The following is a 16,018-nucleotide window of genomic DNA, read 5'->3' as shown; positions in this document are numbered from 1 at the left end:
CAGGCGGTTTTTATTTTACTCAATTGTGTAATTAGAGTCGCTCTATCAATATATCATTTAATTAAATATCTTAAAACTAGGTGTTTGCATATAAAAATATTTTAGTTTGTAAGAAATCATTATAATTTTTTGAAAAAGTTTTTAGAGGCTGCGTTATATAGGAAGAACTTCCACGTCTTTAAGTTCAACATGTCCTAAAGGGGAGATATTGAGGTTTTTGACTCGTGGATGGGAAAGGTAAATATAGTTGAAATGATATAGGGGAAATACGGGAAGATCGTCTTCGATAAGTTCTTCGGCTAGGATTTGATCTTCCTTAGTGAATGTTGCTGTATGGTATTTTTCTAGGATGTTGTTAAACTGTTGATTACTCCACTTTCCTAATTGGTGGCTCGTCTCTTTATTTTCTGGATTCCCCAGTATAGTAAGGAAATTTCTCGCATGGAGGTATTCTGCAATCCATCCTCCTACAGATAGATAAAACTCTCCTTTATTTCTTTTTTCTAAAAAACAAAAGTACTCAATGCCTTGAATGGGTATGTGTATACCGAGAACATTTTTAAATTGTTGTTGGAGTTCTTGAACTATGAACGAAAAAACGCTCGATTCTTGAGGGTAAATAAGAGAGAGTTCCGCGAGTTCTTTTTCTGATAGAGTAGATTTTGCTTCTTCAAAGTATTCTCGGGCTTTTTTTTCTCGTTGTTCTTTGCTTAGTACTTGTTGATCATGGATTTCGGACAGTTCTGGAGGTAAAAAAGAATGGGCAATTCTTGCTGAGTTGAGTAGAGGAAGGAGGGATTCTTTATCAATAGCATAGGCTAAAGCTTTCCTTAGAGCTTTATTTTGTAGTACAGGCATGTTGAGATTATAGATCAGTAGAGAAGTTGAGCAAACTGGATGAATATGTGTGATTTCTTTAGGTGTATTGTTCAACATTTCTTGTGGGATTTTTGCTATCCACGGATTTCCTAAAACATCAATCAGGTTATTTCTAAAGCATTTTGCTGCAGTATGAGAGTCAGACATGATGGTAAAGACTAGAGTATCGAGTTTCACTTTGTCTGCATCGTAGTAATGGATATTTTTTTGCATTTTCAGATGTTTTTGAGGTTGCACATCACTCAAGCTAAAAGGGCCATTAGAAATATAGGTATGTTGGTTTTTAGGGTTGGCATAGTGCTCTCTTAAAGAACGGTGGACGGGGAAAAACAACGGATGAGCGAGCATCTCAATGAAATTTTCAGATGGATGTTCTAGGGTAATTTCTAATGTTTTCGCGTCCAGAGCTTTGACTCCTAATTCTTCTATAGGTAATCCCTCTTCCATAATTGCTTTAGAGTTTTTGATAATGTATAGAAGGTTGTGGTAGGATATCGGGAGGTTTTTCGTGTGGATTTGTTTTATAGATTCTTCGAAATCATAAGCTGTTAATGGATCCCCATTACTCCATAAGGTATTTCTCAGATTGAAGGTATACACATAGCCTTCGTTAGACACTGTATATTTTTCCGCTATTCCCAGGATCACATCGTTAGAAACGCGTTCTCGAATTAAGCCTTCATAAAGGGCTTTGGCTAGGGAAACATCTTTTTTGAGATACGTACATCTAGGATCTATTGAAACAGGATCATACGATATTCCAATTCTTAAGCATCGCTCTGTATTTTCTTGAGAATGTCGATGATGACAACTCGTGAGAAGCAAACTAGACAAACAGAGGAAGTAGAGAGCATAGTGTTTTCTAAGTCGGTGCACCACGGGATCGTCCTAAAGTTAAATAGCAAATTGGAGTTAGATTACTGATTCAAAAAATAATTGCCAATTTTTGGGTCTGAAAAAAAAAGATTTTTGTATTTCTTGTTGTGTTGTGGGCGAGTTTTTAAGGTAAGCGTGCGTATTTAAGATCGACGGCTCCAGAAGCATTATGAATAATTTTTTCTATTGGAGATATAGTGATATAATCGTAGCTCATATGGTAGATAGGAATAATCTCTAAGTTTTTAATTAACCTATCTGCTTGTGGGATTAGCGAGGCGTTTGGGTAATAGGCGACTCCTGTTGCCGTAGCTATAGTAAAATCACACATTTGTCTTTTGGTTAGGAAAACATGGTATTCCAATCCTTCAAGAAATAACTCAATACCTACGGATTTACATTGTTCTTTAAGAATTTCTGCGATGCGCTGACATCGTAAAATATTTGAAGGGTAGGTTAGAGTCAGTTTTTCTGTAGGGGTAATGAGTTTTTGCTTTTTGTGTGAGTGCTGCGGAGAGGAGTGTCTAGATAGTGTATAAGCGGGATCTTGGTTGCCCTGTAGAGCATAATCTATAATTTCTTCTCTGTTAATTGCAGCGGCTAATCTATAGCGATTATGAATATGAGATAAAACCGGATCTTTTGTATTCAGTACAAGCCAAAAAGCTCCTTCTACGGGGTAGCAAGTGTAGTGATAGGGAGTATTTTCTTTTAGTTCCTTTGTCAATCCCTGATGCCAGGGCTGTCCTAACCAGTGAATTTTCCCACGATTTTGTAAAAGGGCTCCGGTATATAAATCCGGAATAACTAATAAGTTAACACAGGAGATAAGGACCTTGTCTTTATCATAGTAGTGAGGATTTTTTTCTAGTAAAAGGCAATGTCCAGGATTGTAAGTGATTAATTGGAAAGGTCCACTAAATATATTCAAATTTTCGGGGTTGAAAACAGAAAATGCGGGGAAAGCGAGTAATTGCAGTAGATTAGAATTTGGGGAATCTAGTGTTAGGGTAATGCTAGATGGTGAGCAAGCTTTAAAATCAATACCTTCAAATGCTTTGTGGTGAGGAGAGCGAGTTTTTGCATGTTGCCACGCTCGCGTAATATCCTGAGAGGTAATTGGAGTGCCGTTACTCCATAAAGCCTCATGTTTGATAAAGAAAGTATAGGTTTTTTCGTCCGCTGATACGGTATAATGACTTGCTAGGGCAAATTCTACTTGATTATGTTTATGGGGATTTTCTCTTGTCAGTCCTTCGAAAATGAGTTTAGATACAGAGAGATCTAAAGCGCGTTTTGCTTGATCAGGGGATAAAGATTCCGGGTCGTCATGGATGGCAATCGTAAGGGTTTTTGACGATCTTAAGGCCGTTGAAAAACAGCCTCCTAAAATTGAAGACGTGAATACAACAGCAATCAACCTCCATGTGTATTTCATAAAAAAAGCAAATACCTTCAATGTCGTTTTTTTAACAGAAAGACACTGTGACTTATTCCACTGTGCTACATTGATTTTATTAAAAATCTTTCAGAAGGATAAGTGGATTGCGGAACTTTCAACATAGGAGGTTAAGATTTTTTAGTTTTTTGTTCAAAGTAATTTTATTGATCCCTGAATTTAAATAATTTATATGAGAAAAAAAGATGAAATGAGAATTAATGAATAGATAAGATTTTTTCGTTGTTGTCGAGGAATCAATCGCTTCAAATAGATTTAAGAGAGTAGGTGAGGAGAACTTTCCAAGAAGCTGGTAAGAATCAGGTTTGCAGCGATACTATCCGTTTTTCCTTTTCTCTTTTTCCTACTGAGTCCGCAGTCTCCTTTTAGCATCCGTTCTGCTTCTGCTGAGGATAGCCTTTCATCCCAAAGGATCACTTCAACAGGGCAGAACTCTTGAAGTAGAGAGGACAGCTTGAGTATATCTTCTTGTAGGGCAGATTTTTGTCCTTTTTGCATGGGGATAGGGTTCCCTAAAACTACAGTGGACACATTGCGTTCTTGAATAATTCCAACAAGAAGCTTTGCTGTGGCTTCTAGCGTTTTGCCTGTGGCTATGAACCCTATAGGTAAACTAATGCACAGGGGAGATGACGCGTAGGCTAGACCTATCCGCTTCTCTCCGTAATCTACACCTAGGAAAACTTTGGCTGCCTGAGGATTAGACATAGGTTTTATTCCTAGAGTGAAGAAGTGCTGCCTCGATAAATCCTACAAAGAGTGGGTGAGGAGTTACCAACTTCGAAAGGAATTCTGGGTGGAATTGTACTCCTATCATCCAAGGATGATCTTTGATTTCTACGATTTCGCAAAGTTTTTGTTCTGGGCACATACCCACAATGTCTAATCCGTGATCTTTTAATTGTTGTACGTAGTTTAAATTCACTTCATAGCGATGTCGATGGCGTTCCATAATTTCAGGTTTCCCGTACATCGTGTATACTTTACTTCCTGGTGATAATACGCAAGGATAGGCTCCAAGACGCATCGTGCCACCTGTAGCAATTAATGAAGCTTGTCCATCCAACATACAGATAACGGGATCAGGTGTATCTTTGTCCATTTCTGTAGAGTTTGCTTGTTCTAGATTGAGGACATGACGGGCATATTCAACAACAAGAACCTGCATCCCCAAACAGATTCCAAAATAAGGGATCCCTCTTTCTCTACAGAGCTTGGCTGCAAGAATTTTCCCTTCCCAACCACGAGACCCAAAACCTCCAGGGACCAGGCAACCATCGCATAGTTCTAAGGTTTCCAGGAAATGAGGATCATCAGAATCTAAAGGGAATAACTCTACTGAGCAATTCAAGCTTAAAGCGGCGTGAGTAATGGACTCAAAAACGGATTTATACGCATCTTTATGTTGTACGTATTTACCTACTAAACCTAAGCGTATCTTATTAGGAAGAGGATTGCGCAAACGCTCGATTAGCATTTCCCAATCACTTAGATCTTCTTTTTTAGTAAATAGGCCTAATTTCTCGGTGATAAACGTAGAAATCTTTTCTTGAGATAACATTAAGGGCATTTCGTATATCGAATGTTCTACATCGACAACGTTAAACACCGCAGTGCTAGGAACATTGCAAAATAGGCTGATTTTCTTTTTTACTTCCGAGCTTAAGGGAGCCTCGGATCTGCAGAGAATCGCATCGGGGATAATGCCAATGCTTCGCAAACTCTGAACAGAGTGCTGAGTAGGTTTTGTTTTTACCTCTCCTGCAGCTTGTAAATAAGGCACATAGGTCATGTGAATACTGAAGCAGTCCTCAGCATGCTCATAACGGAATTGTCGGATAGCTTCTAAAAAAGGTAGGGATTCTATATCTCCAACAGTACCACCGATTTCTACGATTAATACATCAGGATGATTTTCCCTAGCACATTCTAAGATAACTTCGATGATTTCGTTAGTGATATGCGGGATGACTTGAACAGTACTTCCTAGATACACTCCATCGCGTTCTTTTTTAATGACTCGGGCATAGATTTGCCCGGAAGTCGCCGTAGAATGCCTAGATAGGTTTACTGAAGAAAAGCGATGATAGTGACCAAGGTCTAGATCCGTCTCTATTCCATCATTGGTAACGTAAACCTCACCATGTTCATAAGGATTCATGGTTCCCGGATCAACGTTAAGATAAGGATCCAGTTTTAACATCGCAACTTTAAGGCCTTGTCGCTCTAGTAGTAGAGCAAGCGAGGCAGCAGTTAATCCCTTGCCTAAGGAGGATACAACCCCTCCTGTTAAAAAGATGCACTTGAATGGCATGTTAAGTATTCTTCCACCTTATTTATATCTTCTGGATAATCGACTGAAGGGCTCTTAGCTTCCACTACACATACATGAATGGATCCACCGTGTTCTAATACACGTAGTTGCTCAAGATCTTCAGCTTGGCTTAGAGGAGAAGGAGCGGAAGCAATGTAACTGAACAAAGCAGATCTTCTATATGCATACACGCCAATATGTAGATAAATCGGTGTCTCTTTTTTTAAAATGTGTGGAATAGCGCTTCTGCTGAAATATAAAGCCTTTCCATTTTTATCGAAAACACATTTTACTTTTTGATTTGTTAAGATTTCATGAGGATCTGTGGTTTGAGCAACAGGAGTCACCATATGAATTTCTGGATTCTCTTCGAGTTTTCTCACAAGAGCATCTACAACGGTATGGCGTAAACAGGGCTCATCCCCCTGGATATTCACCATGATCTCAGCTTCAGGGAAATAACGCGATACGGTTTCCGCCATCCGTTCAGTACCATTGGCGCACTCTGGACTGGTCATAACACACTCGCCACCAAAATCTATCACGTGATCCATAATGCGTTGATCATCAGTAGCTACAACTACTTTATCTAGTGTTTCGCTTTGAATGATATTTTCATAAGTTCTTTGAATTAAGGATTTTCCTAGGATCATGGCTAAAGGCTTCCCAGGAAATCTGACACTGCCCCATCTCGCTGGTAAAACTCCAACCTTCTTACTGATAAACGTTTGCTCTTCCATAATCCGCAGCAACTCCTTAGTATCCAAGATTTTTTACAGTCAGGATTATTATCATGAGTTTTATAAAACACAAGATTTTTGATGATTTTGATTTTTTGTATTTTGTTATTAATAAAAGTGTCGGAAGTTATATTATTAAATTAATAAACGTATTTTATTTTTATTATGCTTTCAAAAGTCAGTAAGTTTTTATTAACCGTATTAATATCTCTACAAGCTCTATATCCAGCTTCATTAGTTGCTGGAGAATCTAAGACGAGTTTTCTCTCTAAAATGAAGAGTTGGTTCTCTGCTAAGGAGATGCAAGACGGTGACGTACGCGTTTCTAAGATCAAAGATAGTCTACCATGGAAACGGTATGATTATACGAAAAGTTGTGGCTTTTCTGCGGAGTTTCCTGGAGATCCAGAACATTCAGGACAGGTCATAGAGATTCCCCAATCAGAACTGACTATACGCTATGATACATACGTTACAGAAACACAATCGGATAACACGGTTTATGTTGTGTCTGTATGGGAGTACCCTGAGAAGGTGGATGTGAGCCGTCCGGAATTAAATCTTCAAGAAGGGTTTGCTGGAATGCTTCAGGCTCTTCCAGAATCACAAGTCCTATTTATGCAGGCAAAAGAGATACAGGGGCATAAAGCGTTAGAATTTTGGATATCTTGTGAAGACATTTATTTCAGAGGCATGTTGATTTCTGTAAATCACACTCTATATCAGGTCTTCATGGTTTATAAAAATAAGAATTCTAAAGCTTTAGACAAAGAATACGAAACGTTCACAAAATCGTTTAAGATTACGAAAGTGCGTGAGGCAAGAAATTTAGATTTAAAAAAGAAAGTTAGACTGTGAAAAACGCGTCATGTTCTCTGTAATGAATAAAGATTCATAGAAGATCAGCTCTTTCGAGTCTAGTTTTTCGCTACCTCTAGAGTCGAAAGAGCTATCTTCACTTTAGCTTTTTCATTCTCTTAAACATCATGTTTTTCTATAAGGAGCCAGAATTCTATAAGTGGAATTTTTATGGTTCTTCGCGTTGTTCTAGCTGCCGTTTTTTGTTGCTCCTTTATCTCTTTAGAATCAGCTCCTATAGATATTTTTAGTGAGAACCACGCTCCTTTATCTCGTATAGGCATTATCTTTGCTCTTCCCGAAGTTTCAGAATCTTCAGATTCCGCGTGTCCTATTCCTTGGTTTGCGAATAGCAAGAAGACAGTAGAGGGGAGGAGAACGTACTATTCTGGAGATTATTTCGGGAAGTATTTAGTAATGTCTTCTTTTTGGCCAAATAAAGTTTCTGCTGCTGTTATTAGCTGTAATATGATTCTCAAGCATAGAGTCGATCTTATCTTGATTATAGGGACATGTTACTCACGCTCAGAAACGGGGCGTTTTGGGAATGTTCTGATTTCTCATGGTTATGTTAACTATGATTCTGATGTACGCCCCTTTTTCAAGAGATTTGAAATTCCAAACATCCATCAGAGTATTTTTGCGACTAGCGAAGCGTATAGGGAGGCTGCCAAGATTGGGGGAAGACAGTTTATTGCTATGCATAAAGATTCTATCGAGCGTTTACTAAAAACCTATGGCTATCTAAAACCTACAACATCTACAGAACATGGTCTTACCGAAGGCATTATAGCTACTGGAGAGGCTTTCTCCATGTCTAAGAATTATTTTCTATCGCTTCAACAAATTCATTCCGAAATTCAAGGTTTTGATAGTGCAGGAGGAGCCGTTGCTCAGGTATGTTATGAATTTGGCATTCCTTGTTTAGGAGTAAATATTCTTATACCTCATCCTTTAGAGTCGTCAAGTAATGAAGCCTGGCTAAAATTACAAAGTGAAACTAGTAAGTTTTACACGGATTCTCTATTGAAAAGTGTGCTCCAAGAAATCTGTTTAACCCATTAATTCGTTTTTTTCTTAATTCTTTGATTGAGGTTAAATCTCTTAGTTATTAAGATAACTTTTTCTTTTTTGATCACAATAAGAGAAGAATAGACGGGGACTTAGCTTAGTTGGTAGAGCGTCTGATTTGCATTCAGAAGGTCAGGAGTTCGACTCTCCTAGTCTCCAAACTCGCGGTTATAGCTCAGTTGGTTAGAGCGCGACACTGATAATGTCGAGGTCCCAAGTTCAAGTCTTGGTAACCGCAAGCTGACTTCACTTTAAACTCTGTGGTTTCTACATGTTAGAAGTCAAAAGTCTTAGCTATTCTTATTCTGACAAGTTAATATTTCGAAACGCTTCTTTTGTATCTCATCCAGGAAAGATTACCATTATTTTAGGGGTGTCTGGGACTGGGAAAACTACCTTATTTCGTTTAATAGCGAATTTCTTATCCCCAGCCGAAGGGGAAATTCTCTGGTTAGGGGAACCTGTGCAACAAACAGATGTTGCTTATATGCAGCAAAAACATACGTTGCTTCCGTGGCGGACTGTGTTGAAAAATATACACCTAAACTCGGAATTAGGAGGGAAACATAAGCGTTTCCGTATATCCTCTGAAAAGTTGCTTGAGGTAGTCGAAAGCTTCAATTTAGGTGATTTATTAGATTGTTATCCTGATGAACTTTCTGAGGGTCAAAAACAGAGAGTCTCTTTAGCTTGTCAATGCTTATCTCCAAAGCCAATATTACTTTTAGATGAACCATTTTCTTCTTTGGACATTACGACGAAAGAACAGTTGTATAAATATATTTTAAGGTTGGCAAGAAAAGACTATAAAACTGTGATTCTTGTTACGCATGATTTTCGTGATGTGGCTTTCCTTGGTGATGCATTTTATGTGCTTAAAAATCATGGTCTTGTTCCTGTGTTCTTTAACGATTTAACGCGTTCTACCAGTAATGTCCATCTGCTTATAGAGGATATCCGGGAGTGTCTTTCAACGTGACATTACCGTTATCGAATTTACCTGCACCTGAGTTAGGTTATACTCTACTCTCTTCAGAACAAAAGCTTTCTCTTTACGGCGATATTCACACACATCGGTGCAAGGGAACTCCTCTTGTATTTATCTCTGCAATTGCCCTTGTTGTTTCTCTGGTGCTTTTATTGATAGGATCTTGTTTGTTGGGGTATCCTCTTCTAGGATTGGTTTTTGTTTCTGATATCTTTTTGCCCTTTCTTCTTCCTGGGGTTCTTTTATTCGTGCTTATTTCTGTTCCTTTAATTCTGTATGCTTTTCAGCATCATAAGGAAGCTTTAAGTAAGCATAAACAATTGGCGGAGAGTAATTACTTACAGATTTTAAATTACTGTAATAGTCAGACAGGGAAGATCACCAAAAAAGATGTAGCTGAGTTCATAGAATCTCAAGTTTTGTTGTCGGAATATACACCGAGGTTTTCTTTTGTAACGTTATTTCAGACTACGAAGGTGATTCCTGAGCGAGATTCTTTGCAATCTTCTTTACATGATTCCCTTATTTCTGAGGGGATAGACCGAGCTCAAGAGGATATTTATGCAAGCGAGCATGACAAAGAAAAACGCGATCGCTTAGAGGCCGAAGAAGAAGCGCGAGCTGCAGAGCAAAGACAAGAAGAAGCATCTTCAGGAGTGCCTTCTTTACTCATATAATCAAAGACTCTCGTCTTACTTTTTCTGTATTATTTTCCCTACTGATAAAAAGATCAAAGCGATTCCTGTGATTATGGTAGGAATCAAGATAGGGGCATGTAGGGGAATATGAAAGAAAACAGGAGAGAGTAAGATCGCTGCTGAGAAAATCACACAGAGCCAGCGCAAGTACCGAAGACTATCAGCAAAAGATAGAGTGGAGAGCACAATAATGAACCAGCAGCAGATATTGGTGTAGTTTTTCAATGTGTCTGTGATGGCGAGCTCATCGCTCATTTTGATAAATCCTATGGTTACGCAAATAGTAATCAGAAGATGGATAGGAAAGGAAATTCCCTGAAAAGCTTGCTTGCATGCTTTTATAAAGGGCAATACGGTGCGTTCTTCCCAAAATAGGGAATCCCTGTAGTATTCTGATCCAAAGAGAGATATACGAATGAGCTCGCGTTTTTTATCGAGGAATCGTGCGAGATAGTTAAATGTTGCTCTGAATTCATCGTAAGCAAAAACAAACGCCAAAGCTGGTTGTAAGGTTAGAAATAAGCATAACCAGCAATCTAGAGTGAGTTGTTGAGTTACAATAGGAATGAAAGTGAGAATGATGGTGGATAGGAGGGTAATGGCTGTTGCTATGACGACTTTAGGGCGCGTATGCCAACGACGCTCTCCTCCGGATAGAGAGAGTACAACAAGTAAAGAATATGCGGTCATCATCATGGCATAGACAAAGAAGTCGTGCTCAAAACTACTTGAGGATATTCCTAAGGCAGATGCTGTTAAATACCGCGACTGTAGCCAGGCTAATAAACTTAATATCAAAACAGCAGCGCGACGTCCTCCAGAAGATGGGTTATAGGAAATCCCTTCAGGTAGAGTTGGCCCGACTTCCAAAGCTTCCGGACGTGTAGGAGGAATGCAGACAACAGCAAAGATAGCAAAGCCTATCAGAGTATCGTTTGCAAATACGATAGAAGAGCGTTCTGGAAAACAGGGAAAAAGAGAGACCCAAATGCCTACAAATACGCCAAACCAAAGCACAGAGCGTTTATAGAAAGAAATGCATGCTAAGAGAATGAGCAGGCTGCCACAGATCCTATCGGAAAGGATAACACTAGGAGCTTGATAGTTCAGTGTATTAGGAGTGCATATAAGCAATAATCCTAAAAATGCGGGGAGAATACTTAATTTAAAAAAACGATAACGGAAGTGCTTATAAATGTTTTCTAGGGTTTCTTTATCCATACAAGGAAAAATATTGTGATTTTTCTTTCTAAATAGAATGAGAATGATAAAACTAAAAGGTTTTTTATCGATGTGGACATATCTCAATATAGAAATAAGAGAATCAAAGAGAGAGCTAGACTTCTTTGCATAAAAAATAGTTTTCAATTTTTATTTTTTTATTTTATTTCTGAGTTCTGTGTGGGCCATATAAGATAAGAGAACAGTCATTGAATAAAAAGATATTAGTCATAGTTACCAGCGCTTTTTTCGTACTATGCTTTGGATTAATGATTTATAAAAAGCAGACGATATTACCTCCGAAAGCTCATATTCCTACAAATGCCAAGCATTTTCCCACTCTTGGTAATCGTTACGCACCAATCAATATCACGGTATTTGAAGAGCCTTCATGTTTGGCATGTGCAGAATTTAGCACTGAAGTTTTTCCCTTATTAAAAAAGAACTACATTGATACAGGAGAAGTGTCGTTTACCTTGATTCCCGTATGTTTTATTCGAGGTTCGATGCCTGCGGCTCAAGCATTACTTTGTGTTTATCATCATGATCCCTATGAGCCAGATATAGAAGCGTATATGGAGTATTTTCACAGATTGCTTATTCATCCTAAAGAGGAGGGTAAGCATTGGGCAACTCCTCAAGTATTAACTAAGCTTACTGAGAATTTAAAAACGCATTCTGGTCGTAGCATTAATCCTAGGGGGTTGATGCAATGTATCGATTCTCAACGTTATGAAGAGCAAATTAAAAAAAATAACATTTATGGCTCGCAGGTTCTTGGAGGTCAGTTAGCCACACCAACAGCTGTTGTTGGGGATTATCTCATAGAGGATCCTACGTTTGAGGAACTAGAGCGTGTGATTCGACAAATCCGCTATTTGCAAGCTACGGAGGAAGACAATGATTAGATCCCTTCGTAACTATGCTTTATATTTTGCATGGTTAATTAGTTGCACGGGAACGGTAATGAGTATTTACTACAGTTACTTGTTAAATATAGAGCCGTGTGTTTTGTGCTATTATCAAAGGATTTGCTTATTTCCTTTATCGGTTATTCTAGGGATAGCTACGTATCGAGAAGATGATTTGGTAAAGATGTATGCTTTACCTTTGTCTATCATGGGGATGCTCATCGCTGTTTATCAGATTTGTCTACAAGAAATTGCCGGAATGACTATAGATATTTGCGGTCGGGTATCTTGCTCAACAAAGCTATTTATTTTTGGATTTATTACTATTCCTATGGCCTCCGCATTAGCATTTTGTGCGATTTCTTGCTTATTGATTTTGTCAGAAAGTAAAAAGAGATAGTGCCCGAGACGGGAGCATCAAAAGAGTCTCTTCTCTTGTATTTTGTATTCTCAGGATAACACAGAGAAGAGCAGGAAATTTAGACTAATGTATTGAGTGACTCAAAATGGACTCCTTCCTCTTCTTCGTAAGAAGGTAGTTCTTATAAAGTCAATTGTACTCTACGCATTTAGCTCCGTAGCATACTTTGACCTACTATGTTTCCGAACTGAGAGATACTTATTTGTATACCTTCTTCGTCATCTTCGTATAGATTTTGAATATTTGAGAGTAATTTGGTTGTGACTTATATCATGCTATCTATTATTTGTGGATTTACAGTGAGCGATACAGTTACTGGTTCTCTTTTAGAAGGATCGCCTTGTGTGCTGGTGGAAAATGCGTTCTCAAATTATTCAGGACGCATGTACTTTCAGGTTGGTTATGATCGAAATTCTCAGAAATTGTTGGAATTAGTATCTTCGCAATAAAAAGAATAATTCCTAACCATAAGGTTTCTATCATCTCTGTTAAGGTATGCAACAGTAGTTCCTTTTTATCGACTATATTGTCTTTAGTGGAGCATATGCTATACAACCTTCCTAGTCTCATAATTGTTCCGAGAATGGTGTAGCTTTTTTAATTTTTGGGATATTGCTTTTGGATAGAACGTCCGCGTGTATTGCAAGATACCATTCTCGCGTGCGCTATAGGTTTGATATCGGTAGAATTGCAGACAAATTTGGAACGGAATAGCGAGCAATCTTCTCTTTTTGCACGTAGGATATTTATTAGTAAATATAACTATATTTTCAATTTTAAATATAATTGTTAATGTCAAGTTGTTAATTAATAATGGTTTATTATTTTTTTGTTTCTTGAAGTCTTTGTTTTTAGCATTTTATAGTCAGAAGTTGAGTTTAGTAATTAGATATTCTCTGAAGTTTTCCTTACCATTTCTATCTATTCTATAAACAAGGCGGGTTAGGCATAATATGAGGATGTTTGCTAGAGCATTGTAAAAGATCTTCATAATTAAACCACAAATTTTGATAATTACCTTGGGTATTAGGATGAGGATAATTTTATCTCTTCTGTTATCTTCAAGAGTATCTGTAGACCATACACTGTAGATTTTTCCTATCCCCAGAATTGCTCCTATAAAATGGGTAAAGCTTGTAGCACTTGAAAACCACACTATCTGGATCCAAATCATCAATTTCACCGGAAAATATCCATTCAATATCCCAAGATTTTAAACCAAATTGATGAAGGACAAATCCAAGTCTAAAAAGTATTAGGTAGTTTTTTTGGGGGTGGTTAATTTCTGTATTATCGTGATCTTTATTTATGAATATAAGTTACAATTTCCTTATTATTTGTATTTATCATCGTGTAGACAAAAGACTGGTCTTTAGAAATTAAGATAAGAGCCATGATTCCAGAATACTCTCGCATGTCTTGTATTTTTTCTATAAGGAAATAGGCGATAGGCTTAATTGAGTCTGCAAGAAAAACCTGAAATATAAGAAGGTTTAGAATGTCAAAACAAAGAATATCCGGAAGTTTTGTCATCAAACATTGCTACATCCTTACTATTGAATATTGAGAGGGAAAAGGTTTATTTCTGTTTGTAAAGTATTTCAATTATAAATATAAAACAATATTAAACTTTTTAAATCAGTTATTTTAAGTGTTTTTGTATCCTGATTTAATTGGTTAATGGTTATAGTTTTTTTGGTTAATACGATTTGTTGGATATTTAGAGGAAAGAAAATCTTTTTGGGAATTGTGGCTATTAGGAAGAACTAAAGAAGCTAGTATATACATTTAGGAATTCGAGAAATTCTAAGAAATAGAAATCTGTAGTCAAGGTTATTTCTAATATTAGAGCTACTTACACCTACTCCTAGAGTTTCTAATACTTTTAGAGAGGATGAAATAGGGTGTCTTTGTATCGAGTTTCAGGATTTCTGGTAGACCACAGGCCGTACAGCTGCCCATAACCCAGGATATTACCTATGATAGAGTTGCACCTGATGAAGAGTTCTTTAATTTTATTAGAGTTAGTTATATTAATTTCCTAATCTATCTGTCAGTAACCAGTGAGCGTTTCAGTTATCATAGAAGAAACCCGTATTATTTTTATACTTATAGAAAAAACATTCCGTATTTATTAGGAGATAAAATCCTAGGTTAAAAATTCAGTTGTTTGTTGTATTTCTAGTATTAATTGAGAAATAAGGATTCTTGTGGTTTTTTGGCGATATTACATAGAGAAAACTAAGAAAAGCAATTTAAGATAATTTTAAATAAAAATCAAATTTCTCTTATTTGTTTTTCGTTTAAAATTATCTTAAATATCTCAAGTTAAATAAAATAATTCGAAAAAACAAAAAACTAAATCGTATCATTTAAAATTTGTTTGCGGATATTTTTCATAAATTCCTGCATGTAGTGAAGATTGTGGATTGAGGACCAAATTCCTGCGTTAGGCTCGTGAACTTTGAAAAGATGTCGCAGATAAGCTCTAGAGATCTTTGAGGTACATGTTAGGCATCTGCACTCTGGATCTATAGGAGAGAGATCGTTAGTATAAGCTTGATTGGTGATTTTGATAGGGCCTTGAGAAGATAGGATTAATCCGTGTCTTGCGGCTTTAGTTGGATAGGAACTATCGAAAGAGTCTATACCAAAACTAACAGTCGCCTGTATAGAGGGAAGGTCTCCTATTCCTAAAAGGTGTATGGGACGGTCTTTGGACAAGTAAGAAGTTGTTATTTCAACAATAGGGACCATTTCGTTTCTATTTCTTCCTAGGCTTCCCCCAATTGCAAATCCGTCAAAAGGATGATCTTCAACAAATTCACAACCAATTTTTCTTTGTTTGAGATCTATACCGCCGTGAATCACACCATACATGGATTGATATCCAGGGTCTTTTTTATGGTAATCTAAGGAGCGCTTTTCCCATACGTAGGTTCGTGCACATGAGGATAAGAAATCTGCTGTGTTGGAGTGAAATGGTAAAAGTTCATCTAGAGGAATGATAATATCGGCACCTAGGTCTTTTTGTGCCTGTACAGAAACTTCTGGGGATAAGAAAAACTGGCTGCCATCTCGATAGGACTTAAACCAAACCCCCTCATCAGTAACTTCTAAGATGGATGACGATCCCTTTTTTTTTCCACAGCTTTTGATTTCTTCGGCAACGGAGCCGTAAGCAAGGCTAAAGATTTGGAATCCTCCGGAATCTGTGATTATGGGGGCATTTCTATTAATAAACTTATGTAGGCCTCCCATAGCGGCGATAACTTGTGCGCCGGGGTGGAGAAGAAGGTGGTAGGTATTGCAAAACATTAACTGGATATTGCTGTGGTCTACTACACCCTTCAGGGCACCATTTGTTGCCACAGGAACAAAAGCCGGAGTATCTATAACTCCATGAGCAGTTTCTATTTTGCCCACACGTGCTCTAGATTTTTTAGATTGATGGAGGACATGAAATTTCAATGCCACGATAGGAACCTGAAACCGTTACCTCAAGAAAACATTTCTGCTTCGAAAATGATAGAACTATTTTATAGAGCTCGTATTTTCTTGTAAATAGAATTTTAGGCAGCA

14 protein-coding genes and 2 tRNA genes are annotated in these 16,018 nt (G+C 37.5%); 8 read left to right on the top strand and 8 right to left on the bottom strand.

Annotated features, from left to right (window positions below; translation table 11 throughout):
• Positions 1-153: 153 nt before the first annotated feature.
• The 5 genes from FI836_RS00570 to kdsB form a co-directional block, all read right to left on the bottom strand.
• Positions 154-1,758: a peptide ABC transporter substrate-binding protein gene (locus tag FI836_RS00570; protein WP_006343267.1), complete on the bottom strand. Its 1,605-nt coding sequence runs from the start codon at positions 1,756-1,758 to the stop codon at positions 154-156.
• A gap of 121 nt (positions 1,759-1,879) precedes the next feature.
• Positions 1,880-3,193 (bottom strand): ABC transporter substrate-binding protein, encoded by a 1,314-nt coding sequence (locus tag FI836_RS00565; RefSeq protein WP_014943883.1) that lies wholly within the window; start codon positions 3,191-3,193, stop codon positions 1,880-1,882.
• A gap of 276 nt (positions 3,194-3,469) precedes the next feature.
• Positions 3,470-3,922 carry a Holliday junction resolvase RuvX gene (gene ruvX, locus FI836_RS00560; protein ID WP_006343265.1) on the bottom strand — a complete coding sequence of 151 codons (453 nt, stop codon included), beginning with the start codon at positions 3,920-3,922 and terminating at the stop codon, positions 3,470-3,472.
• The gene (locus FI836_RS00555) at positions 3,915-5,528 is read right to left on the bottom strand and encodes a CTP synthase (protein WP_006343264.1); all 1,614 of its coding nucleotides are present in this window, start codon (positions 5,526-5,528) and stop codon (positions 3,915-3,917) included. The genes ruvX and FI836_RS00555 overlap by 8 nt, the downstream gene beginning before the upstream one ends.
• A complete protein-coding gene (gene kdsB, locus FI836_RS00550; protein WP_006343263.1) occupies positions 5,504-6,268 on the bottom strand; it encodes a 3-deoxy-manno-octulosonate cytidylyltransferase in 765 nt (254 codons plus the stop codon). Before kdsB ends, FI836_RS00555 begins: the two co-directional genes overlap by 25 nt.
• A 165-nt stretch (positions 6,269-6,433) precedes the next feature.
• Between kdsB and FI836_RS00545 the strand changes: the two genes are divergently transcribed.
• The 6 genes from FI836_RS00545 (at position 6,434) to FI836_RS00520 (ending at position 9,862) form a co-directional block, all read left to right on the top strand.
• Positions 6,434-7,126 carry a hypothetical protein gene (locus FI836_RS00545; protein ID WP_014943881.1) on the top strand — a complete coding sequence of 231 codons (693 nt, stop codon included), beginning with the start codon at positions 6,434-6,436 and terminating at the stop codon, positions 7,124-7,126.
• Positions 7,127-7,297: 171 nt separating this feature from the next.
• Complete coding sequence (locus FI836_RS00540; RefSeq protein ID WP_014943880.1) at positions 7,298-8,191, top strand: 5'-methylthioadenosine/S-adenosylhomocysteine nucleosidase family protein; 894 nt, start codon at positions 7,298-7,300, stop codon at positions 8,189-8,191.
• Positions 8,192-8,283: 92 nt separating this feature from the next.
• Positions 8,284-8,356 (top strand) — tRNA-Ala (locus tag FI836_RS00535).
• A 5-nt stretch (positions 8,357-8,361) separates the two neighbouring features.
• Positions 8,362-8,435, top strand: a tRNA-Ile gene (locus tag FI836_RS00530).
• Between the two features lie 33 nt (positions 8,436-8,468).
• Positions 8,469-9,176: an ABC transporter ATP-binding protein gene (locus FI836_RS00525; RefSeq protein WP_014943879.1), complete on the top strand. Its 708-nt coding sequence runs from the start codon at positions 8,469-8,471 to the stop codon at positions 9,174-9,176.
• Positions 9,161-9,862 carry a hypothetical protein gene (locus FI836_RS00520; RefSeq protein ID WP_006343259.1) on the top strand — a complete coding sequence of 234 codons (702 nt, stop codon included), beginning with the start codon at positions 9,161-9,163 and terminating at the stop codon, positions 9,860-9,862. Before FI836_RS00525 ends, FI836_RS00520 begins: the two co-directional genes overlap by 16 nt.
• 15 nt (positions 9,863-9,877) lie before the next feature.
• Here FI836_RS00520 and FI836_RS00515 read toward each other — a convergent pair whose 3' ends face one another.
• The gene (locus tag FI836_RS00515) at positions 9,878-11,104 is read right to left on the bottom strand and encodes an SPW repeat domain-containing protein (RefSeq protein WP_014944551.1); all 1,227 of its coding nucleotides are present in this window, start codon (positions 11,102-11,104) and stop codon (positions 9,878-9,880) included.
• A gap of 269 nt (positions 11,105-11,373) precedes the next feature.
• Here FI836_RS00515 and FI836_RS00510 point away from each other — a divergent pair, with 269 nt between their 5' ends.
• Both FI836_RS00510 and FI836_RS00505 read left to right on the top strand, forming a co-directional pair.
• A complete protein-coding gene (locus FI836_RS00510; protein WP_014943877.1) occupies positions 11,374-12,012 on the top strand; it encodes a thioredoxin domain-containing protein in 639 nt (212 codons plus the stop codon).
• A complete protein-coding gene (locus tag FI836_RS00505) occupies positions 12,005-12,415 on the top strand; it encodes a disulfide formation protein (RefSeq protein WP_014943876.1) in 411 nt (136 codons plus the stop codon). Before FI836_RS00510 ends, FI836_RS00505 begins: the two co-directional genes overlap by 8 nt.
• 1,323 nt (positions 12,416-13,738) lie before the next feature.
• Here FI836_RS00505 and FI836_RS00490 read toward each other — a convergent pair.
• Both FI836_RS00490 and tgt read right to left on the bottom strand, forming a co-directional pair.
• Complete coding sequence (locus FI836_RS00490) at positions 13,739-13,969, bottom strand: hypothetical protein (protein WP_014943873.1); 231 nt, start codon at positions 13,967-13,969, stop codon at positions 13,739-13,741.
• A gap of 825 nt (positions 13,970-14,794) precedes the next feature.
• On the bottom strand, positions 14,795-15,913 hold the full coding sequence (tgt, locus tag FI836_RS00480; protein WP_014944549.1) for a tRNA guanosine(34) transglycosylase Tgt: 1,119 nt from the start codon (positions 15,911-15,913) through the stop codon (positions 14,795-14,797).
• Positions 15,914-16,018: the final 105 nt, after the last annotated feature.

It is taken from the genome of Chlamydophila parapsittaci, assembly GCF_006385615.1.
Classification (GTDB): domain Bacteria; phylum Chlamydiota; class Chlamydiia; order Chlamydiales; family Chlamydiaceae; genus Chlamydia; species Chlamydia psittaci.
Note: the sequence above shows the minus strand (reverse complement) of the source record. Positions and strands in the feature narration are given on the sequence as shown.